At 70.8% G+C, this 21,647-nt stretch carries 22 protein-coding genes and 3 pseudogenes; 17 read left to right on the top strand and 8 right to left on the bottom strand.

Going from position 1 to position 21,647, the window contains the following annotated elements:
- Positions 1-265: 265 nt before the first annotated feature.
- The 4 genes from ABZ318_RS25140 (at position 266) to ABZ318_RS25125 (ending at position 4,378) form a co-directional block, all read left to right on the top strand.
- Positions 266-2,041: a glycoside hydrolase family 15 protein gene (locus ABZ318_RS25140; RefSeq protein WP_356904725.1), complete on the top strand. Its 1,776-nt coding sequence runs from the start codon at positions 266-268 to the stop codon at positions 2,039-2,041.
- Positions 2,042-2,045: 4 nt separating this feature from the next.
- Positions 2,046-3,053, top strand: a complete 1,008-nt coding sequence (locus tag ABZ318_RS25135; protein WP_356904724.1) for an SDR family oxidoreductase — start codon at positions 2,046-2,048, stop codon at positions 3,051-3,053.
- Between the two features lie 238 nt (positions 3,054-3,291).
- The gene (locus tag ABZ318_RS25130) at positions 3,292-3,453 is read left to right on the top strand and encodes a hypothetical protein (RefSeq protein WP_356904723.1); all 162 of its coding nucleotides are present in this window, start codon (positions 3,292-3,294) and stop codon (positions 3,451-3,453) included.
- A 280-nt stretch (positions 3,454-3,733) separates the two neighbouring features.
- Positions 3,734-4,378, top strand: a complete 645-nt coding sequence (locus ABZ318_RS25125; RefSeq protein WP_356904722.1) for a fasciclin domain-containing protein — start codon at positions 3,734-3,736, stop codon at positions 4,376-4,378.
- Between the two features lie 398 nt (positions 4,379-4,776).
- On the opposite strand, the gene ABZ318_RS25120 is transcribed toward ABZ318_RS25125, so the two are convergent.
- Positions 4,777-6,600: a thiamine pyrophosphate-requiring protein gene (locus ABZ318_RS25120; protein WP_356904721.1), complete on the bottom strand. Its 1,824-nt coding sequence runs from the start codon at positions 6,598-6,600 to the stop codon at positions 4,777-4,779.
- A 104-nt stretch (positions 6,601-6,704) separates the two neighbouring features.
- Complete coding sequence (locus ABZ318_RS25115) at positions 6,705-9,770, bottom strand: FAD-linked oxidase C-terminal domain-containing protein (protein ID WP_356904729.1); 3,066 nt, start codon at positions 9,768-9,770, stop codon at positions 6,705-6,707.
- A gap of 204 nt (positions 9,771-9,974) precedes the next feature.
- Between ABZ318_RS25115 and ABZ318_RS25110 the strand changes: the two are divergent.
- From ABZ318_RS25110 to ABZ318_RS25100, 3 genes and pseudogenes are all read left to right on the top strand, one after another.
- Positions 9,975-10,241, top strand: a pseudogene (locus ABZ318_RS25110) (leucine zipper domain-containing protein); the annotation flags it as partial.
- On the top strand, positions 10,124-10,471 hold the full coding sequence (locus ABZ318_RS25105) for a DUF3027 domain-containing protein (protein ID WP_356904728.1): 348 nt from the start codon (positions 10,124-10,126) through the stop codon (positions 10,469-10,471). The pseudogene ABZ318_RS25110 and the gene ABZ318_RS25105, both read left to right, overlap by 118 nt.
- Before the next feature lie 29 nt (positions 10,472-10,500).
- Positions 10,501-11,301, top strand: a complete 801-nt coding sequence (locus tag ABZ318_RS25100) for an NAD(P)H-binding protein (RefSeq protein ID WP_356904720.1) — start codon at positions 10,501-10,503, stop codon at positions 11,299-11,301.
- A gap of 346 nt (positions 11,302-11,647) precedes the next feature.
- On the opposite strand, the gene ABZ318_RS25095 is transcribed toward ABZ318_RS25100, so the two are convergent.
- Entirely contained in the window at positions 11,648-11,941 is a 294-nt protein-coding gene (locus ABZ318_RS25095) for a DUF1330 domain-containing protein (protein ID WP_356904719.1), read from the bottom strand.
- Between the two features lie 283 nt (positions 11,942-12,224).
- Positions 12,225-12,473 carry a hypothetical protein gene (locus tag ABZ318_RS25090; RefSeq protein ID WP_356904718.1) on the bottom strand — a complete coding sequence of 83 codons (249 nt, stop codon included), beginning with the start codon at positions 12,471-12,473 and terminating at the stop codon, positions 12,225-12,227.
- A 33-nt stretch (positions 12,474-12,506) separates the two neighbouring features.
- Here ABZ318_RS25090 and ABZ318_RS25085 point away from each other — a divergent pair, with 33 nt between their 5' ends.
- The 3 genes from ABZ318_RS25085 (at position 12,507) to ABZ318_RS25075 (ending at position 15,065) form a co-directional block, all read left to right on the top strand.
- Positions 12,507-12,965, top strand: a complete 459-nt coding sequence (locus tag ABZ318_RS25085; RefSeq protein WP_356904717.1) for a MarR family transcriptional regulator — start codon at positions 12,507-12,509, stop codon at positions 12,963-12,965.
- A gap of 50 nt (positions 12,966-13,015) precedes the next feature.
- Positions 13,016-14,410, top strand: coding sequence for an MFS transporter (locus tag ABZ318_RS25080; RefSeq protein WP_356904727.1), 1,395 nt, complete (start codon positions 13,016-13,018; stop codon positions 14,408-14,410).
- 238 nt (positions 14,411-14,648) lie between these two features.
- Positions 14,649-15,065: a MauE/DoxX family redox-associated membrane protein gene (locus tag ABZ318_RS25075; RefSeq protein ID WP_356904716.1), complete on the top strand. Its 417-nt coding sequence runs from the start codon at positions 14,649-14,651 to the stop codon at positions 15,063-15,065.
- Here the strand turns inward: ABZ318_RS25075 and ABZ318_RS25070 are convergent.
- Positions 15,021-15,872, bottom strand: coding sequence for an alpha/beta hydrolase (locus ABZ318_RS25070; RefSeq protein ID WP_356904715.1), 852 nt, complete (start codon positions 15,870-15,872; stop codon positions 15,021-15,023). The genes ABZ318_RS25075 and ABZ318_RS25070 overlap by 45 nt on opposite strands.
- 102 nt (positions 15,873-15,974) lie before the next feature.
- Here ABZ318_RS25070 and ABZ318_RS25065 point away from each other — a divergent pair, with 102 nt between their 5' ends.
- Entirely contained in the window at positions 15,975-16,415 is a 441-nt protein-coding gene (locus ABZ318_RS25065; RefSeq protein ID WP_356904714.1) for a helix-turn-helix domain-containing protein, read from the top strand.
- 40 nt (positions 16,416-16,455) lie between these two features.
- On the opposite strand, the pseudogene ABZ318_RS25060 reads toward ABZ318_RS25065, so the two are convergent.
- Positions 16,456-17,023: pseudogene (locus ABZ318_RS25060) on the bottom strand (transposase); the annotation flags it as partial.
- 296 nt (positions 17,024-17,319) lie between these two features.
- On the opposite strand from ABZ318_RS25060, the gene ABZ318_RS25055 reads away from it, so the two are divergent.
- Positions 17,320-17,595, top strand: coding sequence for a hypothetical protein (locus ABZ318_RS25055; RefSeq protein WP_356904713.1), 276 nt, complete (start codon positions 17,320-17,322; stop codon positions 17,593-17,595).
- Positions 17,596-17,863: 268 nt separating this feature from the next.
- Here the strand turns inward: ABZ318_RS25055 and ABZ318_RS25050 are convergent, their stop codons facing one another.
- Together ABZ318_RS25050 and ABZ318_RS25045 are read right to left on the bottom strand one after the other, a co-directional pair.
- Complete coding sequence (locus tag ABZ318_RS25050; protein ID WP_356904712.1) at positions 17,864-18,067, bottom strand: cold-shock protein; 204 nt, start codon at positions 18,065-18,067, stop codon at positions 17,864-17,866.
- Between the two features lie 377 nt (positions 18,068-18,444).
- Positions 18,445-18,897 (bottom strand): annotated as a pseudogene (locus ABZ318_RS25045) (IS5 family transposase); the annotation flags it as partial.
- 9 nt (positions 18,898-18,906) lie between these two features.
- On the opposite strand from ABZ318_RS25045, the gene ABZ318_RS25040 reads away from it, so the two are divergent.
- The 5 genes from ABZ318_RS25040 (at position 18,907) to ABZ318_RS25020 (ending at position 21,602) form a co-directional block, all read left to right on the top strand.
- On the top strand, positions 18,907-19,731 hold the full coding sequence (locus tag ABZ318_RS25040) for a hypothetical protein (protein WP_356904711.1): 825 nt from the start codon (positions 18,907-18,909) through the stop codon (positions 19,729-19,731).
- A gap of 153 nt (positions 19,732-19,884) precedes the next feature.
- The gene (locus ABZ318_RS25035) at positions 19,885-20,235 is read left to right on the top strand and encodes a TetR-like C-terminal domain-containing protein (protein WP_356904710.1); all 351 of its coding nucleotides are present in this window, start codon (positions 19,885-19,887) and stop codon (positions 20,233-20,235) included.
- 259 nt (positions 20,236-20,494) lie between these two features.
- Positions 20,495-20,788: a hypothetical protein gene (locus tag ABZ318_RS25030; protein ID WP_356904709.1), complete on the top strand. Its 294-nt coding sequence runs from the start codon at positions 20,495-20,497 to the stop codon at positions 20,786-20,788.
- 314 nt (positions 20,789-21,102) lie between these two features.
- Entirely contained in the window at positions 21,103-21,420 is a 318-nt protein-coding gene (locus tag ABZ318_RS25025) for a hypothetical protein (protein WP_356904708.1), read from the top strand.
- A complete protein-coding gene (locus ABZ318_RS25020; RefSeq protein WP_356904707.1) occupies positions 21,417-21,602 on the top strand; it encodes a hypothetical protein in 186 nt (61 codons plus the stop codon). Before ABZ318_RS25025 ends, ABZ318_RS25020 begins: the two co-directional genes overlap by 4 nt.
- Positions 21,603-21,647: the final 45 nt, after the last annotated feature.

Below are 21,647 nucleotides of genomic sequence, written 5' to 3'. Positions count from 1 at the left end.
CCGCCCTCGTGCGCCTGATCACCTGCGCGGGCGCGTACGACCGTACCGTGAAGGACTACACCGAGAACCTCGTCGTCTTCGCCCACCTCGACACCGCTGGCTGACCTCGGTCTGCGCACGGGCAGGTGACGCCGCGTACCTCCGGCGGCCGCGCGAGGGGAAACACCCGGGGGCACCCTTGCGCGGCGCGAGCACGGGTACGCGACGTCGTGGCGGGTGAGCGGTCCCCGGCCTCCCGGGGAACGGACAGTAAGGGGCAGCACCGATGAACACCACCTCCTTTCCGCCGCACGCGCTGCACGACTACGCGCTGCTGGCCGACGGGGAGCGGGGCGCGCTGGTCGGGCCCGACGGAGCCGTGAACTGGCTGTGCGCGCCCAGCTGGCACGACGACGCCCTCTTCGCGTCGCTCATCGGCGGCGGGGGCGTCTACGCCCTCACCCCGCGCGGCCGCTGGGTTCCCGGGGGCCATTACGAGGAAGGCACGCTGATCTGGCGCAGCCGGTGGGTCACCGGCGACGGCGTGGTCGAGTGCCGGGACGCCCTGGCCTACCCCGGCGAGCCCGGGCGTCTCGTGCTGCTGCGACGGCTCCTCGCGGTCGACGGGACCGCTCGCCTGCGGGTCGTCCTGGACCCGAGAGCCGATTACGGGCGGGCGTCGCCGGCCTCCGCGCACCGGGACGCCGACGGCGTCTGGCATCTGACCACGGGCCACCACCGGCTGCGCTGGCAGGGCGGCGGTACCGCGGCCGTCCGGGCCGGCGCGCTGACCGCGGATCTGGAGCTGAGACCGGGCGAGACGCACGACCTGGTCCTGGAGTGCTCCACCTCACCGTTGCCGCGCCGTCCACCGGCGGCGGAACAGGCGTGGGCGGCCACCGAGGACGCCTGGGCGCGGGCGGTGCCCGCCCTGGAGCACACCCTCGCGCACGGCGACGCCCGGCGGTCGTACGCCGTGCTGCGCGGGCTGACCACCAGCGCCGGCGGCATGGTGGCGGCGGCGACCACCAGCCTGCCCGAACGCGCCGAGGAAGGCCGGAACTACGACTACCGGTACGTGTGGATCCGCGACCAGAGTTACGCGGGGCAGGCCGCAGCCGCCGCGAACGCGCCCGAACTGCTCGACGCCGCCGTCCGTTTCGTCGGCGAACGGCTGCTGTCGGACGGTCCCGGCCTGGCCCCCGCCTACACCGTGCACGGCTCCCCCGTACCCGGTCAGCGGGAGCTCGGCCTGCCCGGCTATCCGGGCGGCTTCAGCTGGATCGGCAACCGGGTCGAGGAGCAGTTCCAACTGGACTGCTTCGGCGAGGCCCTGTTGCTCCTGGCCGCCGCCGAGCGGCTGGACCGGCTCGACGGCGAGGGCTGGAAGGCCGCCGAGACCGCCGTACGCGCCATCGCCCAGCGCTGGCGCGAGCCCGACGCCGGCATCTGGGAGCTGGACGACCGGCTCTGGACCCACAGCCGGCTCGCCTGCGTCGCCGGGCTGCGGGCCCTCGCCGACGCGGCGCCGCACCGGCCGCTCGCCGGCACCTGCCACGGCCTGGCCGACACCGTCCTCGCCGCGACCGCGGCCCGGGGCACGCACCCCGACGGCTACTGGCAGCGCTCCCCCGACGACCCCACCGTCGACGCGGCCCTGCTGCTGCCCGGCGTACGCGGCGCGCTGCCGTCCGACGACCCGCGGACCCGCGCCACCCTGGCCGCCTGCCGGAAGCACCTGGCCGAGGACCACTTCGTCTACCGCTTCCGCCACGACGACCGGCCGTTGGCCGACGCCGAGGGGGCTTTCCTGCTGTGCGGGTTCCTCATGGCCCTGGCCGAGCACGACCAGGGCAACGCGGTCGAAGCGCACCGCTGGCTCGAACGCAACCGCGGCGCTTGCGGGGCCTCGGGCCTGTACGCCGAGGAGTTTGACGTCGCGCAGCGTCAACTGCGCGGCAATCTGCCGCAGGCGTTCGTGCACGCCTTGCTGCTGGAGACCGTCGCCCGCCTCGCCCAGGAACCTGCGCCGTACGACGCACGCCACCGAGCAAGGAGTTGATCCCATGCCCACGACCGTCGTCATCACCGGCGCCAGCGCCGGTATCGGCCGCGCCACCGCACGCCTGTACGCCCGGCGCGGCGCCAACGTCGTCCTGGTCGCCCGGGGGCGGAGCGGGCTGGAGGCCGCGGCCGAGGAGGTCACCTCGCTCGGCGGCCGACCGCTGGTCCAGGTCGCGGACGTCGCCGATCCGGAGCGGCTGGAGGCCGCGGCCGACGCCGCGGAGGAGGAGTTCGGCCCCATCGACGTGTGGATCAACTGCGCGTTCAGCACCGTGTTCGCGCCGTTCGACGAGATCACACCGGAGGAGTACCTGCGCGCGACGGAGGTGACCTACCTCGGCTTCGTGAACGGGACGCGGACCGCGTTGAAGCGGATGCTGCCCCGCGACCGGGGCACCATCGTGCAGGTCGGCTCCGCGCTCGGGGAGCGCTCGGTGCCCCTGCAGTCGGTGTACTGCGGGGCCAAGCACGCAATCAACGGGTTCACCTCCTCGCTGCGCACCGAACTGCTGCACCGCGGCAGCAACGTCCACGTCACCGTCGCACAGATGCCGGCCGTCAACACCCCCCAGTTCTCCTGGGTCGTCAGCCGGCTGCCTCGCCACCCCCAGCCCGTGCCGCCCATCTACCAGCCGGAGGTCGCCGCCCGGGGAGTCGTGCACGCCGCCGACCACCCCCGCCGCAAGCAGTACTACATCGGCGCCACCACCGTGGCCACGGTCTGGGCCAACCGTCTCGCCCCCGCGCTCCTCGACCGCTACCTGGCCCGCACCGGCTTCGCGTCCCAGCAGACCGACCAACGTCCGCCGACCGCGGCCGGCAACCTCTTCGAACCCGTCGACGACCTCCCGGGCACCGACCACGGAGCCCACGGAATCTTCGACGCGGCCGCGCACGGCCACTCCTTCCAGGCGGCCCTCGCCCGTCACCCCGCCCTGCTGGCCTCCGTCTTGGCCCTCGGCGTCGCCGCGGGCACGAAGGCCGCGCTGGACCGACGCGCCCGCCCCTGACCGGGCGAGGACGCCCGCGCGGCGGTCGCCCTCGTCCTCCGGTTGCGTCGTCCGTCCGCACGTCGATTCCGCATCGCCGCCCCCAAGGCCAGGGTGGACACCGGCGCCGTGCGCCGCGTCGTACGCCAGGAGTGTCCGGCACTGCCCGGGGTCCGGCACTGCCCGGGGTCCGGCACTGCCCGGGGTCCGGCGGGCCCGCTGCCGTCCCGTCGCCACGCGCAGGCGCACCTCGCTCTCGTTGCGCGTCCGCCTGGAGCCCGACGCCCGGGCCGCGGACGTCCTGCCTGCCCGCGAGGAGGGGCCCCTCAACCTGCTGGCAGGAGCCCTCGGCCCTCGGCCCAACGAGGTGGACGTCCGCATGAACGCATGCCGCAAGGGCACGCGGGGCCGCGTCACCTGAGACCCGGAGCTCGTCGAGTGAGCCGGGCTGACCGAGGAGGCCCCACGTCATCTGTCCTCCCTGCGGCGCGCACCCCGTCCGTCGCATGAGGAGCGGTCTGAGGACCGGTCCTCTGACAAGGACCGCCGTCAACCTTTCAGCCCGAAGCGATTCTCCCGAGTGATCGGCCAATCCGACGGCCGGCCGGCCGCGAATGCAGGTCGTGAGCAGCAACCGGGCCTTCCGCCTGGATCCGTCCCTCAGCGGGGGGCGGCGCGCAGCCCTCTCAAGGAGAAGAACCATGAACACGCTTCGCTTCCGACGTTCCGCCGTCGCCGTCGCCGCCGCGGCCGCCCTGCCCTTCGCACTGGCCGCCTGCTCCGACTCCGGCACCGATTCCGCATCGCCCTCTCAGGCACCGGCAACGCAGGACGACTCGCCGTCCACCGACCCCGGCGCCGACAGGGCGATGTCCGGCCCGTTCGGCCCGGCGTGCGCCTCCGTGCCCAAGGACGGCGCCGGCTCGTTCGACGGCATGGCCAAGGACCCGGTCGCGACCGCCGCGTCCAACAACCCGGCCCTGTCCACTCTCGTCACCGCCGTGAAGAAGGCGGGCCTGGTCGACACGCTCAACAACGCGGAGAACGTCACCGTCTTCGCGCCCACCAACGACGCCTTCGCCAAGATCCCCAAGGCCGACCTCGACAAAGTCCTCAACGACAAGGCCACCCTCACCAAGATCCTCACCTACCACGTCGTCGGCCAGAAGCTCACCCCGAAGCAGCTGGAGAACGGCTCCTTCGAGACCCTGGAGAAGGGCAAGATCACCGCCAAGGGCTCCGGCGAGGACTACACCGTCAACGGCACGTCCAAGGTCGTCTGCGGCAACGTGCCCACCGCGAACGCCACCGTCTACATCGTGGACACCGTCCTCATGCCGAAGTAGCGATGCCACCGGGGTCGCCCCCACCGGGATGAGCTGTGCGGTCCGAGACGGGCCGCTCGACTTCCGCTGTTCCCTCTCCTCCTCCTCAAGGAGCGCCGGCGCAGCACGCCCTGTGCTGCCCTCGTCGTACAGGGCGCTGTGCGGCCGCAGTCGGGGCAGCGGGTTGTCTCGCTGCTGAACGCGTCGCCCGGCCCGGGCCTGTCGTCGCCCAGCACCAGCCCCAGGGCGACGTGGGCGCGGCGGGCGCGTGGACGTGGCCGAGTCCGGTGACGTCACCGCAGCCCACGGTGGCCAGGGCGAGGGTCGTACGGTCCCGGCCCAGTGTGCCGTCCGCCTCGGGGCGTCGGTCGGGACGGTGAACACAGACGTGTCCACCCGTCCTATGACGAGCGCTTCGCTCACGCGTCGCCCTCGGTGCCGGCCCGGTCCGCGCGCTTGTGGCCGCCGGGCAGAAGTTCCTGCACCTTGGCCTTGAATCCCTGGCGGATCATGGCGCCGCGGTCGCTGTCCCCCTTGAGGATCGAGGCGGCGGCGGCCTCGATCTGGTCGAGGGAGGCGTGCGGCGGAATCGGCGGCACGGCCGGATCCGTGACGAATTCGAGGACGCAGGGCCTGTCGGCGGCCAGCGCCGTCTCCCAGGCGCCCCGGACCTCGTCGGGCTTCTCGACCTTGATGCCGTGCAGGCCCATGAGGCGCGCGTGTTCGGCGTAGGCGACGTCGGGGATCGACTGCGAGGGCAGGAACTGCGGGGCGCCGGACATCGCGCGCATCTCCCAGGTGACCTGGTTGAGGTCCCGGTTGTTCAGGACGGCCACGATCAGGCGCGGATCCTCCCATTCCTGCCAGTACTTGGCGATGGTGATCAGCTCGGCCAGCCCGTTCATCTGCATCGCCCCGTCGCCGACCAGCGCGATCGCCGGACGGTCACCGTGTGCGAACTTGGCGCCGATCACGTACGGCACGCCCGGCCCCATGGTGGCGAGCGTGCCGGAGAGCGATCCGCGCATGGCTCCGCGCAGCCTCAGGTGGCGGGCGTACCAGTTGGCGGCGGAGCCGGAGTCGGCGGCCAGGATGACGTTCTCGGGCAGCAGGTCGTCGAGGGCGTGGGCGACGTACTCGGGGTTGATCGGGTCGGCGTCGACCGCTGCCCGCCGTCCCATGACCTCCCACCAGCGGGCGGTGTCCTTCTCGATCTTCTTCCGCCAGCCCTTGCCCTTGCGCCCCTTCAGCAGGGGCAGCAGCCGGGTCAGCGTCTCGCGGGCGTCGCCGACCAGATTCACCTCGAACGGGTAGCGCAGGCCGACCATGTGCGGGTCGATGTCGATCTGCACGGCCCGTGCCTGCCCGAACTCCGGCAGGAACTGGGTGTACGGGAAGGAGGAGCCGATCACGAGCAGCGTGTCGCAGTCCATCATCATGTCGTACGAGGGCCTGGTCCCGAGCAGGCCGATCGAACCGGTGACGTACGGCAGGTCGTCGTCCAGGGCGTCCTTGCCGAGGAGTGCCTTCGCGACGCCTGCGCCGAGGCGATCGGCGACCGCCATGACCTCCTGGCGGGCGCCGCGGGCGCCCTGGCCGATCAGGATCGCCACCTTCTCGCCCGCGTTGAGCACCTCGGCGGCACGGTTCAGGTCGTCGTCGCCGGGCACGGGGGCGTACTGGGGCATGCCGAGGCTGGAGGGCACCATCTTGAACGCGTGCTCCGGCGGTGTGTAGTCGAGTTCCTGCACATCGGCCGGGATGATGACGGCGGTCACCGACCGCCGGGCCATCGCGGTGCGCATGGCGCGGTCGATCACGTTGGGAAGCTGCTCGGCAACGGTGACCGTCTCGCAGAAGTCGGAGGCGACGTCCTTGTAGAGGGCCATCAGGTCGACCTCCTGCTGATAGGAGCCGCCCATGGCACTGCGGTTGGTCTGGCCGACGATGGCGACGACCGGGACATGGTCCAGCTTGGCGTCGTACAGGCCGTTGAGCAGGTGGATCGCACCGGGCCCGGACGTGGCGGCGCACACGCCGACCTTTCCGGAGAACTTGGCGTAGCCCACGGCCTCGAAGGCGGCCATCTCCTCGTGCCGGGCCTGGATGAAGCGCGGCTTGTCCTCCGCCCGGCCCCAGGCGGCCAGCAGCCCGTTGATGCCGTCACCGGGATAGGCGAAGACGTACTCCACCTCCCAGTCGCGCAGCCGCTGGAGGACGTGATCGGAGACCTTGATCGACATGACGTGGAACCTTTCGGCAGGGGTCACTTGCTGCAGTCCCGTCGCTCGGTCCGCCACGGCGCGAGACGCGCTCGGGGGCGTGCCGGGTCATGGGGCGTGCCGGGTCACGGGGCGTGCCGACGTCTGAGGACGCCCCGGCCGGCCGCGGTCACGGCGGCCGTAGTCAGCGCCGCGGCCGCCGTGAGGCCGACGGTGGCCGCGTAGCGGGCCGCACGGGAGGGGGGATCGGGGCGCTGGGCAAGGCGTTCGGGCCGCCGGTCGGGCAGGTTCCCGTCAAGGCCCAGGGCGAGCACCTCGGCCAGGTGCAGGGCACGCCGCCCGGTGCCGCCCTGCTCGATCTGGGTGCGGCAGCTGAAGCCGTCGGCGAGGACGAGGCTGTCGGGGGCAGCGGCGCGGACGGCGGGCAGCACGCCGTGTTCGCCGACGGCCACGGAGACGTCGTAGTGGTCGCGCTCGAACCCGAAGTTGCCCGCAAGGCCGCAGCAGCCCTCGTCGAGGACGTCGGCGTCGAGACCGGCCCGGCGCATCAGTTCCCGGTCGGCGTCGAACTTCATGATCGCGTGCTGATGGCAGTGGGTCTGTACGAGCGCCGTCCGGGCCACGTGCGGCGGGCGCCATCCTTCGGGCGCGTGGTGTACGAGCTGTTCGGCGAAGGTGCGGACCTGCCCCGCCAGTCGCTTGACGTCCTGGTCCGCCGACAGCAACTCCACCGCGTCGGAACGGAACACCGCGGTACAGGACGGCTCGAGACCGATGATCGGGGTGCCCGCCTCCAGGTACGGCCGCAACACCCGCAGGGTGCGCCGCAACACCCGCTCCGCCATCCCCAGCTGGCCGGTGGAGATCCAGGTCAGGCCGCAGCACACCGGTTCCTCGGGGACGACGACCGTGAAGCCGGCGTCCTCGAGGACCCGAACCGCCGAGACGGCGATGGACGGGTGGAAATGGGAGGTGAAGGTGTCCGGCCACAGGACCACGGTCCGCGGATCGCCCGGATCGGGCTCACCGACCGTCGCCCGCTTCCGCCACCACCGCAGGAAGGACCGCGGCGCGAACACCGGCGCCTGCCGCTCCGGCGCCACCCCGGCGAGCCGCTTGCCGAGCCCCGCGAGACCCGGAGCCCGCAGCACGGCGTTGACCAGGGCGGGAGAGGGGCGGGCGAACCGCGCCCACAGCGGCAGCCAGCCCATCGAGTAGTGCGCCGCCGGGCGCAACCGGCCCTCGTAGTGATGGGAGAGGAACTCCGCCTTGTACGTGGCCATGTCGACGTTCACCGGGCAGTCCGACTTGCATCCCTTGCAGGCCAGACACAGATCGAGGGCGTCCTTCACCTCCGTCGATCGCCAGCCGTCCGTGATCGCCGAGTCCTGGTGCCCCCCGAGCATCTCGAACAGGAGCCGGGCCCGGCCCCGGGTGGAGTGCTCCTCCTCCCGCGTGGCCCGGAAGGAGGGGCACATCACCCCACCGGAATGACTCCGGCAGTTGCCGACGCCCACGCAGCGCATCACCGCGCGGGTGAAGGAGTGTTCGTCCTCCGGGTATTGGAAGTGGGTGGCGGGCGTGGCGGGCCGCCAGGTGGGGCCCAGCCGCAGTTGCCCGTCGACCGGGTTCGGGTCGACGACCTTGCCCGGGTTCATGCGGTTGTCCGGGTCGAACAGCCTCTTCACCTCCCCGAACGCGGTGACGAGCCGCTCGCCGAACATCCGTGTGAGCAGCTCCCCCCTCGACTGCCCGTCACCGTGCTCGCCCGACAGGGACCCGCCGTACGACGTCACCAGATCGGCGGCACGCTCCACGAAGCGGCGGAAATCGGCGACGCCCCCGGCGGTCTTGAGGGCGAACGGGATCCGCGTGTGGACGCAGCCCTGCCCGAAATGCCCGTACACCGAAGGATGGTCGTAGTCGAACTCCTCGAACAGCGCCTTCAGGCCCCGCAGGTAGTCGCCCAGTCGCTCGGGCGGCACGGCGGAGTCCTCCCATCCTTCCCAGGTCTCCCGGTCGTCCGGCGGGCGGGCGGTGACACCGAGCCCCGCCTCGCGGGCCTTGAGCATCTTCTGCTCCCGCTCGGGGTCGTCGGAGAAGGCCACGTCCTCGTCGTGCTCATGACGGCCGACGGCGTCGAGCAGCGCGTGGGCCCGCGCGTCGGCCTCCTCCTGACTGTCGCCGCTGAACTGCACCATCAGCCAGCTGTCGCCCGCGGGCAGGACGCGGAGGGAGCCGAGGTACGCGCCCTCCTCGCGCATCAGCTGGGCCATGCGGCCGTCCAGGGCCTCCAGCTGACTCGGTGAACAGTGTTCCAGCAGGCGGGGCACGTCGTCGGCGGCGGCGCAGATGTCGTCGTAGCCGAGGACCAGGAGGGACTGGTACGGCGGTACGGGTACGAGATCCAGCTCCGCCCGCAGGACGGTGACCAGCGTACCTTCGCTGCCGACGAGCGCCTTGGCGACGTCGAAGCCGTTCTCGGGGAGCAGGGAGTCGAGGTTGTAGCCGGAGACCCGTCGCGGGATCTTCGGGAAACCGCGCCTGATATCGCCCAGGTACTCCGCGACGATGCGGTCCAGACCGGCGTACAGCTCGGCCCTCCGGCCTCCCTCCGCGGCGATCCGGGTCCGCTCGGCCTCGGAGGTAGGGCCCACCCAGGTGCGCAGTCCGTCGTAGGTCAGGATCTCCAGTCGGCGGACGTTGTCGACGGTCTTGCCGTACGCCTGGGCGGACGCGCCGCAGGAGTTGTTGCCGATCATGCCGCCCAGCGCGCAGTGGCTGTGCGTGGAGGGCTTTGGGCCGAACTGCAGCCGGTGGTCCGAGAGCCGTCGGTTGAGCTCGTCGAGGACGATGCCGGGCTCCACCACACAGGTCCTGGCGTCGGGGTCCACGGAGACCACGGCGTGGCAGTACTTCGTCCAGTCGATCACCACGGCGGCGTTCGTGGTCTGCCCGGCCAGGCTGGTGCCACCCCCACGGGACAGCACGGGCGCGCCGAAACGCGCGCAGACCTCCACCGCCTGTGCTCCGGCCTCCACCGACCGCGGCACGACCACGCCGATCGGTACCTGGCGGTAGTTCGAGCCGTCCGTGACGTACGCGCCCTTACTGCCCGCGTCGAACCGGACCTCGCCGTCCACGGCCTCCCGAAGCGCCACCTCCAGCCCCGCCACGTCCACCGAAGACATCAGAGCGACCGCCTTCCAGGGGTTGGTCATGCCGTCCAGGGGCAGCCGTGCGCCACCATCGCGTCGCGTACCCGCCCTTGCCGCCTGCAAGGGCGTTTTTCGGTGGTTCATCCGATATCGGCGCTACCTCAGCATAGGTCGGCAGGCGCCCAGCGCTCGTCCGGTGCGGAGCCGACCGGGTTATCAAGGCGTTCGGAGGTCTTCATGACCCACCGCGATGCCCGCCTGGCCGTTCACGGCAGGAAGACCCTTATCAAACGGGTCCTGGTGGGCCGTCCGGTGGACGTCCGGTGGCGCACGTGGCCGCGGAAATGGATACGTCGCGGCCCGCGGCCCACGGCCCACAAATGGGTCTGTCGCTGGCGAGCCGAAGGCGACGCAGGCCTTGCCGACCGTTCCAGCCGGCCGCGTACGACCCCACACCGGACGCCCGCCGCCATCGAGGTCCAGATCTGCCGCCTTCGGACCGACGGCGGCCACAAGGTCGTGGCCCCTCGGCAGGTGCGGGAAACCCCGGCTACCGGGATGAATGGTTCGACGAGCAGTGCGGCGGATGCCGGTTCTGGATAGCGCTGAGCGGAGAACTGGGCCTGGACTGGGGAGCCTGCACTCGTGCCGACTCCCGGTTCGACGGGCGAGTGCGTTTCGAGCACGACGGCTGCGAACGCTTCTCCGCCCGTGACGATGGCACCTTCGGCTGAAGGGGCTGGCCGGAGGCCGGTTCGCAGGCTTGCTCGGACTCGGAAGGTTCACCGCCGCAGGATGTGTCGGGCCGCCGAGAGGGCTCACCCGTGATGCCGCACGGGCCGTCTTCCCCGAAGGGGTCGAGGCCGTGGAGGGCGACTTCGCGGAGCCTGCGTCGTTGAAGCCCGTACTGGAGGGGGTGCGCTCGCTGTTTCTCGTGTCGCGCCTGGGCCCAGACGCCGACATCCTCGAAGCCTCCCGGCAGGCGGGCGTGGAGCACGTCGTACTGGTGTTGTCCATCACCGTCCAGACCCACCCGCACCTCGGCCCCGCCGGCGAGAACCTGGCGGTGGAGCAGCTGCTCAAGGCAAGCGGCATGGCCTGGACGATCCTGCGGCCGACGCAGTTCGCGTCGAACGCCCTGATGTGGGCCGCTTCCATCCGCGGCCGGGAGACCGTCCACGCGCCGTACGCCGAAACCGCGCTGCCGACCATCCACCCTGCGGACATCGCATCGGTGGCACGCGTGGCACTGACCGAGCCCGGCCACCGCGGACGCACGTACGCCTTGACCGGGCCGGAGCCGGTGACCGCCCGACAGCAGGTCGAGGCCATCGCGGCAGCACTCGGCCGGGAGGTTCCCTTCGCCGAGATCAGCCGCCGGCAGGCCCACGCACAGATGGCCGCGGTCTTCGGGCCCGAGACCGCGGACGCGGTGCTCGACGTCACCGGCGAAGACGTGAACCACGAGCTGTCGACGGTACGCGACACGGTTTCACGGATCACTGGAACGCCGGCCCGCCCCTTCCGGCAATGGGCTTCAGAGAACGCCGACGCCTTCCGCTGAGCCGACCGGGCTTGAGCACGTTCATTTGTACTCAGGTGCGCACTTTCAGGGTCCTGGCAAGGTTTCCGTGACGTCGGGAACGGGTGTGGCCGGCGGGCGGCGCGGCCCGAATCGCCGCCCGTAACCGCGAGTTGACGGTGGTGTTCGCGTACGAGTCTTCGCCGCCGACACCACTCGGCCCGGACGCCGCGTCGCTTCTTCGGTCCGCCCGACAGGGATCAGGCCATCGAGGACGTCGACGACGACCTGGGACGCGGGGCATCGCTTCGAACTCGTCTCGTGAGTCGTCGTTCAGCACCGTGTGCGTATCAGGTGACGGATGCTCAGCGATGGCTGAGCCCGCCGGTCAGTCGATGCCTTCGATGATGCGGAAGTCGCGCTCGGCACCGTCGGAGAGGACCACCAGCGCCTTCTGGTAAGCCTCGCTCTCGTATGCCGCGACGGCCTGTTCGAGGCTGTCGAACTCAATCAGAACGACGCGTTGCGTGTTTCCGGCTTCGTGGGCGACGACTCGGCCGCCACGGGACAGGAGCCGCCCGCCCCCGGCTCGGACGGCCGGACCGGCCAGCTTGTCGTAGGCAGCCAGCCTCTCGGGGTCGGAAACGGTGCGGTAGACACTGACCCAGTAACCCTTGACCATGGAAACCTCCTGTGTTCGGCCGGACATGCCCGGCTTCGAATGGACGCTCAGATTGCTCGATCCCGGCGACGGAGCACCGGGCGTTCATGAGGACGTGCTGATCAGGCCTGGTTCGGGTCCGCCATCCGCGGCTGCCGGTTCGCGCCCCGGCGAAGTCTTCCTCGGGGCCCCAGGCGCCTTCGGCGACGGGGGAACGCGCCGGAGACGGAAACGAAGGCCTCCCGGTCGACGGGGTCGGCCATGGCGGGCATTCCAACCCGTCCACACAGGAGGAGGCACGGCCTCATCCGACGGCGGCGACCGCGGCCTTGTCGGGCGCTCGAAGCCCGGGCGCTGTTTTACGGGTGTCCAGGATCCGCGCCGGAAGCCCGGTCACCGCCTCCGTGAAGGCCGCGCCGGCGGTGGCGGTGGCAGTGCCGGACATCCGTTGCAGGAAGTTCAAAGCCGTCCGCTCGCCGGTGATGATCTCTCGCGCGGGTCCTGCCAGCGCAAGCAGGTCCTGCGGGCACGGCGTTCGGGGCGAGAGATACATAAAGCATTCATATAAATATTGTATGCTTCACGCATGAGCCGTCAAGATGCCACTCGTGACGCTTCCACTGCGATCGGGTCGGCCCTCTACGGGCTGGCCACCAGGGCTGTGAGACGCCTTCCGCGCGATATGAGCATCACGTCCGCCGCCACCCTGGCCACCCTGCACAGGACCGGCCCGCGACGCATCACCGATCTGGCCGTGATCGAGGGTGTCACCCAGCCCGCGATGACCGTCCTGGTCCGGGTGATGGAGGAGTCCGGACTGGTCGAGCGGAGGGGCGACGCGTCCGACAAGCGGGTCACGCTGGTGTGTCTGACCGAGGCCGGCGCGTCGTACGTTCAGACGCGGCGCCAGGCGGGCGTCGATGCGTTCGCGCGGCTGATCGACGAACTCGCCGACGACGAGGTCGAGGCCCTGGTGGCGGCGCTTCCGGCGCTGAAGCATCTGGCAGAGCTCGAAAGCCAGGACCGCGAAGGGCCGAAGCGGTGACGGGGCGCACCCCGGAGCGCTCCGAGACGCGGCTGCTGGTCCCCGCACTGATGTTCATCGCCCTGGTCGTGGCGGCGGTCGGCAGCCTCGGGACACCGCTGATCACCAGTGTGGCGACCACGTTCCACGTCTCGCTCGACAGCGCGCAGTGGACGCTGACCGTCGCGCTGCTGAGCGGCGCCGTCGCCACGCCCGTCCTCGGCCGGCTCGGAGCCGGCCCGCACCGACGGGCCACGATCCTCGCCACGCTGGCGATCGTCGTCGCCGGCAGTGCGCTGACCGTGCTGCCGCTGCCGTTCGCGGGGCTGCTCATCGGCAGGGCGGCCCAAGGCGTCGGGCTCGGTCTGACGGCGCTGATGATGGGCGTGGCCCGGGACCATCTTCCCGAGGAGCGCAGCACGGCGACGATCGCCCTGATCTCGGTGGTCTCGATCATCGGCGCCGGCGTCGGCTACCCGCTCACCGCACTGCTCGCCGAGATCGGCGGCGTACGGGCCGCCTACGGATTCGGTCTGTTCGTCACCGCTGTCGCCTTCCTGACCGCGTGGCGTTCCATACCCGCGGCTCCCGAAGGCCGCTCCGCTCACGTGAACGTGGTGGGCGCGCTCGTCCTGGCGGGCGGGCTGTTCCTCGTCCTGTTCCTGGCCGGCCAGCGGAGCCTGTGGAGTCGTCACCTCGCCGTGGCGGTGGTCCTCGCCGTCGTCGCCGTGCTCCTGCTGTGCGTCTGGACCGCCTCCGAGCTGCGCAGCAAGGCACCCCTGGTCGATGTCCGGGCGGTGCGGCACCCGGCGGTCGCCGGAGCGAACCTCGCCATGTTCGTCGGCGGGAGCGGCATGTACCTCCTGCTCACGCTCATCACGCGGTACGCGCAGACGCCGCACAGCGCCGGCTACGGCTTCGGGCTGACCACCTTCGTCGCCGGGCTGGTCCTCGTCCCGTTCTCGGTGCTGGGCTTCGTCGCCGGCAAGCTCACACCGCGGGTCCGGACGCGGATCGCCGACCCCCTGCTTCTGGCCGGCAGCGCCGTCATCGTCGGCGGCGGGTTCGTCCTCTTCGCCGCGGCCCGGTCGAACCTGGCCGAACTGCTCGTCGCGATGGGTGTGCTGGGCTTCGGCGTCGGCGGCTTCTCAGCCGCCATGCCCGGCGTCATCCTGGCCGTCACGCCCAAGAGCGAGACGTCGAGCGCGATGAGCTTCAACTACGTCGTCCGCAGCGTCGGGTACTCCCTGGGCAGCGCGATGGGCGGCCTGGTCCTGGCCACCGGCACCGACACCGGTCGTCTCTTCCCGGCCGACCACGCCTACACCACCGCGGCGCTGGTCGGCATCGCCGCGATGGCGGTCACCGCCCTGACCGCCACCGCTCTCGCCCGCCACCGCCCGTCGGAGACCAACCCCACCGCGACCACGGCCAGCGCGCCGGGTCAGGACCGGTCGAGCCGATGACCGGCTCGCCGGAAGGGCGGCGGCCCGTCGCCCTGGTCGGCGCCGAGGAGACACATCGACGATCGCCGGCGCCAATGGCCTGCTGAAACAGGTGGACCGCGACTCGGCCGGCAGCATGCGCGACATCGCCTCGACCATGCCGGAACGAACCACAGAGGCACGGCACTGCGGACCGTCATCGGCGCGATTGACGGATCTGGAAATGAGGGCTTCCGCCTGAGCCTCGATCCGTCGGCGGTTGTCCGTTGATCGTTTTCGACTCGCTTCGGGGGCTGATTTCTACTGGTGGGCAGGGGCGGTCACCGGGTGGCCGTCCGGTGGCGGGGCCTCCGGGGTCCTGGTCGTGCCCGCGACGGCCCGCACGGGGGCGTCGGTTGCCGGGCTTCTCGTCGCGGTGTTCACGGCCGGCATCGTCCTCGCGCGTCGGCGGGGCACGGCGGCGCGCTGCGCGTGCTTCGGCCGCACCCCCATGCCCCTGGGGCGACGGCACGTGGTGCGCAACGTCCTCCTCCTGGGGGACGCCGTCGCCCTTCAGCCGGCAGGCGCGGAGGATCTTCTGATGCCGCACTCGACCGCGCGTCTCGCCTTGAATCCCTCGGACCCCGCCCGGTCACGCCGCTCTCGCGTCTTCATCGGCCAGGAAGGGACGCAGTAGCGTGAGCAGGGCGTGCGGCTGGTGCAGGGGAATGATGTGGCCGCAGCCTTCGATGACGTGTCCGGTGAGGTCGTCGGTGACCGGGCGGAGCTGGCGTTCCAGCGCGGCGCCGACAGGCCGGGCGCCCAGCGCCATCGTCGGCACCGTCAGGCGGGCGGTGGTGACCGCCCGCTCGATCTGCGCCGCGCTCTCGGGCAGGGCCCGGTAGTACGAGAACGCGCAGCTCAACGCCTGGCGGCCGGTGTACGCGCGGACGAAGGCGTCCCGGATCGCGGGGCGCACCCCGTCGCCGAGCGTGCCGACGTGCAGAAACCAGTCGATGTAGTCGGCCTCGTGGCCCTCCAGCACGGTCTCGGCGAGGCCGGGTGCGGCGGAATGGAAGCCGAACCACCACGGCGGCCCGTCGGCGAGGAAGTCCTCTGCGCCGGGCAGCCTGCCCAGCAGGGACTCCATGACGACCAGGCGCCGGACGAGGCCGGGACGGCGCAGGGCGAGGAGGAAGGCCGGCGCGGTACCCGCGTCGATGCCCACCACCGCGGCCGAGGACACGCCGAGTGCGGTGAGAAGCGCCGTGGCGTCCTCGGCCAGGGTTCCCGCGTCGTACCCGGAGGCGGCCCGGCTGCTCGCTCCGAACCCACGAAGGTCCGGCGCGATGACGCGGTAGCGGTCGGACAGATCGGCCATGACGTCCGTCCACAGCTCCCAAGTGTGCGGGAAGCCGTGCAGCAGCAGGACGGCCGGGCCCGACCCGTCGAGGGCTACGTTCAGTTCGACACCGTTGACGGAGACGCGTCGCAGCTCGGGCATGGAGGAACTCCAGTGTGCGGTGAGGGGTGGTGACAAGGTCACGCTAGGGAACTAGCCTGGCCCGCCCAAGACGGCACTTTCCCTTCAGGTGGTGAGCTCTGGGTGACCACGTCGAGGCCCGGCGGACGTGACCAGCGGCCCGGTGAGCGCGGTGACCTGCTGGATCCGCGCTGCCCGACCCGCCAATTGCTCGACCGCATCGGCACCAAGTGGACGTCGATGACGGTCAAGGTGCTGGCCGAGGAGGCTCCGGGCGAGCTCCGCTTCGCGGAACTGCGGCGCCGTATCCCGGGCATCTCGCAGAAGATGCTGTCCACCACTCTGCAGAGCCTGGTCCGCGACGGTCTGGTCGCGCGCCGCGTGGAACCCTCCGTGCCGCCCGCCGTCCACTACCGGCTCACCGAGCTCGGCCTGTCCCTCGAGATACCGCTCTCCGCCCTGCGGGTCTGGGCCGAGACACACATGCCGGAGATCGACCGCAACAACCAGCTCGCCGACGAGCCCCCTCAACTATCGAACGTGCTGGTCGCAGGCACCCGTTGATGGCTGCGACGAAGACGGTCGCCTCGTGACGGACCGCGAGCCTGTCGTAGCGAGTCGCCACGGCACGGTGCCTCCTCAGGCGGTTCATGCCGCACTCGGCCGCGTACCGGATCTTGCAGCCCTCGGCATCGAACTTGGGCGCCCGGCCGCCGCGAGAGCCGAGCTTTCTGTGGAGCTTTGTGGCCAGGCCGGCTCGCGAGCGCCCGAGGCCGTGGTCGTCCGGCTCGACGGCGATCCCGCCGGGCGGCTCGGCCTGCAGGTCCCCCTCTTTTCCACTCCCCCGCGGCGCGCCGGTGGGCCCGGCACACGATGGAGTCGATGTCGGGGTCCCAGGTGATGACCCCCTTGGCGTCGGCCCGGGCCTGCAGCTCGGCGAAGATCCGCTACCAGGTGCCGTCCCGCTGCCAGCGTCGGAAGAGGTCGCCCCCGGTCCCAGGGCCCGTACCGCTCCGGCACGTCCCGTCACGGGACACCGGTGCGGCGGCGGAACCGTATGCCGTCGATCAGCTGCCGTCTGGTCCATATCGGCGGGCGCCCCGGTTTCTTGCCCTGGGCAAGAGCGGTTCCGAGCGGGCCCACTGTGCATCCATCAGGTCTCCACGCGCCACGAAGCAAGATCACCCCACTTCAAGATCCACTTCTGGCACACGCCCAGAGTTCGGGGCGGAGGATTCTCGATCCGACCTCTTGGTAGAAATTGCTGAAACTTGCAGAAAGACTTGACGCTCTTCCTTTGCGCGGCAAAGGTGACAGGTGCGGCATCCCGGGATGTCACCCATCGGCGGGGCCGCGCCTCGCCACCGGGCGCACGCCATGTGACCACCCCACTCCTGACGGTCGCCGGTGCCCTGCATATCCGCGGGCCGCGTCGCGCCCCCACTGACTGCAAGGACCGGAGACTGCCATGCCTCTCGCCACCGGACCCGCCGAACCCGCACATATCGCCCGCACCCGGGCGGCCTCGCGGAAGACGGATGCCCTGCAGCCACTGTGGCTGGTGACCATGCCGACCCGTACGCGTGGCGGAAGCCGCGGCATCCAGACCTTCGCCATTCGAGCCGCGTCCAGCCGCGCCGCTGTCGACCGCGCCGTCGCGGCAGCGGAGACCGAGACCGCCGTGCTTCACCGCCGGTCAGCCCGGATCGATCCCTCTGCGGCCACCGCGGTCCTCTTCGAGTAGGCGTCCACCTTCCAGGCTTCGGCATACGTCGGCGGCGCTTGCGGTCAGAGCTCAGATGGCTGAAACGGGCTTTGCGGCGGGGCTTCGGGGACGGAACCGGACCCGCCTCGCCCCGCCAGCAGCGCGACTTGCACATGCCGACGGGGCAACACAGCGCTCGCCTGCCACACACAATCCCGGGGACACTCAACCCGGGGACACTCAATTGACGCGCGAAGCAGCAAGTGCGCCTCGAGTCCGGTGTCCCCGGTTCCGTCGGGGAGAGAGGTCAGGCGGGGGAGATGTTCTCCGCCTGGGGGCCCTTCGGGCCCTGGACAACGTCGAACGTGACCTTCTGGCCTTCCTGGAGCTCACGGAAGCCCGCGGCATTGATCGCGGAGTAGTGGGCGAAGACGTCCGGGCCGCCCCCGTCCTGCTGAATGAAACCGAAGCCCTTCTCGGCGTTGAACCACTTCACAGTTCCGGTAGCCATGTCTGGCGCCTTCCAGTCGATGGACGCCTCCCGCATCATGCGGGAGGCGGAGGTGATCGCCCTGGTTCCTGCGGCACAGCACAGCAAAACACCCACGCCTGAGATGTGGGCAAAGGGAACTTCCGAACCACGACAGCTAACAGAAACGGTACACGCCTAAACTCTCTGTCACCACAGGAAGCAGCAGTGCGTTCAGAGGTGTCCCGGCCAACCTTCTGTGCCCGATGGATCACGGCGGTGCGGACGACTCCAGGCCACCGAAGCCTGTCCGTCAGCCGTCCGTTCCATCGCTCTGCAGCAGAGCCGTGGGCTGGATCGACGTGTTCGACGTGTTCGACCGGTTCGCCCTCACCCTCGCCCCTGCCCTCCGTGCAAGTGGGCCGGACCCGGCGCCGGCCGGGTCCGAGGCGGGGTGCCCGGATCGCTTCCATCCCGCTGGTGAACCGGGTGCAGTCGTTGGTGCTGCCGCCCGTGACGACGAACACGGACGAATGCGAGGGGGCGGCCCCGGCCGTCGCAGGCCAGGTGAATCTTGCTGGTCAGGCCGCCTCTGGACCGGCCGAGACCCGGGTCGCGGAGCCCCCTTTTCGGGCCCCGGCCGCGTGCTGGTGGGCCCGGACGATCGTGGAGTCGACCGATACCAGCCAGTTGACGTCGCCTGCCGCGTCCGTCTTCGCCTGAGCGGTCCGCAGCATCCGGTCGAACGTTCCGTCCGCCGCCCACCTGCCGAAACGCGTGTGGAGCGGGGCCCACGGGCCATAACGGTCGGGCACGTCCCGCCAGGCCGTCCCGGTCCGGAACTTCCCCACGGTCCCGTTCAGGCCCTTACGATCTCCGGCATGTCGATCTCGCCCATACCCGTCCTGCGTGGCTCCCACGGCACCGTGCTCAAGTTCACCGGCGACGCGCTGATGTGGAGCCGGAACGCCGAGGAGGTGAGCATCCCGCTCCAGGCGATCGCACACATCCGCACTGCGGGGCGCACCGTCACGGTCGAGCTCGTCGCCCCGGCCGGGACGGCGCCCGCCGTGCACCGCGTCGACGGCGTGAGCGAGGCCGCCGCGGCGCTGTTCGCCCCGGCCGTCACCGCGGCCCTGCCCGTGCGCGACGAGGAGGCCGAGACGGTCGACGGCTCGACGATGGTGACCGCCCACACCGTGCCCGAGTCCGAGGACGATCGGCACCTGCGAAAGTCCAAGAACGTGGCGTTCGCCATCGGCGGCGCGTCGCTCGTCTTCGCCCTGCCCCTCTTGCTCCTGGGGCATTGGGTCCTCGCTCCCATGGTCCTGATCGTTGCTGCCATCGGCCTCGGAATCACCCTGTTCGGCGCCGCGTTGGCCGGCCTCGCGTACGAGCAGTGGTATCTGCCCCGGTACGGCATCACCGTCGAGGTGGAAAGGGTCCAGTTGTACAGCCACAACGGGACCGCGGCATACGCGTACACGGACCCGCACGGCGAGAAGCGTCGCATATCGGGCAAGCTCACCACCAGCACCGCCCATGTCGCCTACCACCCGTCCAAGCCGGACAAGTTCACGCTGTGCAACTCGCCGTTCAAGGTCGCCTCTGACATGTTCTTCGCCCTGGTGGTCCTCCTCGTCGGCCTCGCCCTCGTGGCCCTGGTCGTCTACGGGACCGGCGACACCCTCCTGGGCGGGTGGTGACGCCGTCGCCGTTCGTCAGGGATTCCCCGACGCGAGCCGCTCCCGGAAGTCGTACTGGCCGGGGAGGAACCAGGCCTGCGTGCCGCGGTTGCACTCGCGGACGAAGTCGCAGAGGGGCAAAATCTGCTCCGTGTGGGGGAGATGTCGCCGACGGTGGCCCAGCGCCAGCCGAGGCTGTTGCCCAGACTGGGGCTCAGCAGCACACCGAGCACGGTCGCGGCGGTCGTCCCGGCGAACCGGGCACTGGCCGCGGAATCCGTCCAGGACGAGACCTTCGCCCAGCAGGTATGGGACCGGTTGATCGGGCCGCGTCGCGAGGCGGTGCGCGCCCTGCTGGCCCGCGCCCGCGAACGCGGTGAAGTGGCCCATCCGGATGACGACTTCCTCATCGGCCTCGTCTACGGGCCCATGTGGTATCGCCTCCTGTTCAGCCGCGAGAGCCTGGATGAGGCCTATGCCGAACAGCTCGCCGCCACTGTCACCGCCGTCGCCCGAACCGGCTGACCGGTCCAGGCAAGTCCGGCTGCGCTACGGCCGAGGCCCTGGCGCAGCCGCGGTAACAGAGCCGCCCGCGCCGGGTACGACGGCGAACGGGGTGTACTCCTCATGTGGTCTGTCAATGCGGATGAGGCTGTTGGAGCGCCTGGAATGCTGACACTGATCACAGTGGATCGCGGCCGTCCTGGCCAGTGCCGTCGGCTGTCGCCACCCGCGTTCGTCCATTCAGGGTGCGACCGAAGCCACCCGACCGCACCCTGAATCCATGACCGACCACAGCACTCCGCCGGGGCCGCCTCGGGGGCCGCAGTGGGGACAGCCGGCCCCCGCCTCAAACGGCATCCGAGGCGGCCGGGAAGTCAGGCCGGGAACCTACCGCAGCGCCGGGCCCGCCGAAGGCGGCGGCTCGTGTTACTGGGCCCGGCTCAGAGGCACCACGGGTAACGACGGCGAGATCATCGCGAATGGGGCCGGGAAGAGCCAGGCCACCGTCACAGTCCTCGACACCGACAAGGCCTTCCAGACCACCGGTTGCCAGACCTGGAAACGGCTCGGCTGACCCTGGCACAGCGAACAGCTGCCCGATCACACTTCGCTTGCGGGGCCGGTACCACCGGGCCGAGCGCCCGGTGCGGCGTAGGCGTTCGTCCGTGACGCAGGCTGCGGAAAGGCATGATCGGCGGCGGTCAGGACTTGTGCCGTAGCTCATCCAGCGCTCTTGACCCGCCCCGGCCCGGGTCAGCTCCGGCGATGCGGGTCGGTGCTCGCCGGCCTGGATGCCGAGATCGCGGCCTGGCGCTCCGCCGAGTTGTCCTACGATCGCCCCGGCTGCCTCTCGGTGGCCGGGGCCTCGTTGTGCAGGAAGGAAGCGCATTGACCACGCACACCCTCACCATCAACGGCGAGCGGATCACCGTCACCAAGGAGGCCGTCCTCCTGGCCGTTGCCGACGCTCGGCCGAACGTCCGCCCTCAGCGCCACGGCGTTCTCGTCGGATCCGTCCTGTGGGCGCCGAAGGACCTGCTGCGGACTGTCGTCGGCAAGGACGATCTGGGCAGCGTCGACTCCCCGCGGGCCATGAAAGCGTTCAACACTCTGGGCTTCCAGACCTTCACCGAGACCGTCTACACCGAGGACGGCCTTCCGTTCGTCCACCCCGAGAACAAGCTGACCCGCAAGGACCCCGCATGACTGACCTGAACACCGACATCTGCCCCATCCCCACCCTGTCGGGCGACCCCTGCGAGAGCGGGGTCGTATGGGAGGTCACCCCCGAACGTGACGTCGCGCCCTACCTCGCCTGCGGCCAGCACGTCACCGCGCCGATCATGCGCGCCGGTGAGCTCGTGCCGTTCACTGCCCGGCCGATCTAGAGCACGTGTCGGAAGTCGAGTCCGCCGAGGTAAAACTCCTGGTGT

This window comes from Streptomyces sp. NPDC006197 (genome assembly GCF_040613865.1).
Taxonomy (GTDB): Bacteria; Actinomycetota; Actinomycetes; order Streptomycetales; family Streptomycetaceae; genus Streptomyces.
The sequence above is the reverse complement of the archived record's forward strand: the minus strand, read 5'-3'. Positions and strand labels throughout refer to the sequence as shown.

What these genes read in the sequence shown, in the direction of transcription:
- ABZ318_RS25125 (WP_356904722.1), top strand. Translation starts at nt 3,734, where the DNA reads ATGAACACGCTTCGCTTCCGACGTTCCGCCGTCGCCGTCGCCGCCGCG.
- ABZ318_RS25070 (WP_356904715.1), bottom strand. Translation starts at nt 15,872, where the DNA reads ATGCCCGAGCTGCGACGCGTCTCCGTCAACGGTGTCGAACTGAACGTA.
- ABZ318_RS25050 (WP_356904712.1), bottom strand. Translation starts at nt 18,067, where the DNA reads ATGGCTACCGGAACTGTGAAGTGGTTCAACGCCGAGAAGGGCTTCGGT.
- ABZ318_RS25020 (WP_356904707.1), top strand. Translation starts at nt 21,417, where the DNA reads ATGACTGACCTGAACACCGACATCTGCCCCATCCCCACCCTGTCGGGC.
- ABZ318_RS25090 (WP_356904718.1), bottom strand. Translation starts at nt 12,473, where the DNA reads ATGTATCTCTCGCCCCGAACGCCGTGCCCGCAGGACCTGCTTGCGCTG.
- ABZ318_RS25095 (WP_356904719.1), bottom strand. Translation starts at nt 11,941, where the DNA reads ATGGTCAAGGGTTACTGGGTCAGTGTCTACCGCACCGTTTCCGACCCC.
- ABZ318_RS25080 (WP_356904727.1), top strand. Translation starts at nt 13,016, where the DNA reads ATGTTCATCGCCCTGGTCGTGGCGGCGGTCGGCAGCCTCGGGACACCG.
- ABZ318_RS25040 (WP_356904711.1), top strand. Translation starts at nt 18,907, where the DNA reads ATGTCGATCTCGCCCATACCCGTCCTGCGTGGCTCCCACGGCACCGTG.
- ABZ318_RS25055 (WP_356904713.1), top strand. Translation starts at nt 17,320, where the DNA reads ATGCCTCTCGCCACCGGACCCGCCGAACCCGCACATATCGCCCGCACC.
- ABZ318_RS25030 (WP_356904709.1), top strand. Translation starts at nt 20,495, where the DNA reads ATGACCGACCACAGCACTCCGCCGGGGCCGCCTCGGGGGCCGCAGTGG.
- ABZ318_RS25085 (WP_356904717.1), top strand. Translation starts at nt 12,507, where the DNA reads ATGAGCCGTCAAGATGCCACTCGTGACGCTTCCACTGCGATCGGGTCG.
- ABZ318_RS25115 (WP_356904729.1), bottom strand. Translation starts at nt 9,770, where the DNA reads ATGTCTTCGGTGGACGTGGCGGGGCTGGAGGTGGCGCTTCGGGAGGCC.
- ABZ318_RS25140 (WP_356904725.1), top strand. Translation starts at nt 266, where the DNA reads ATGAACACCACCTCCTTTCCGCCGCACGCGCTGCACGACTACGCGCTG.
- ABZ318_RS25135 (WP_356904724.1), top strand. Translation starts at nt 2,046, where the DNA reads ATGCCCACGACCGTCGTCATCACCGGCGCCAGCGCCGGTATCGGCCGC.
- ABZ318_RS25120 (WP_356904721.1), bottom strand. Translation starts at nt 6,600, where the DNA reads ATGTCGATCAAGGTCTCCGATCACGTCCTCCAGCGGCTGCGCGACTGG.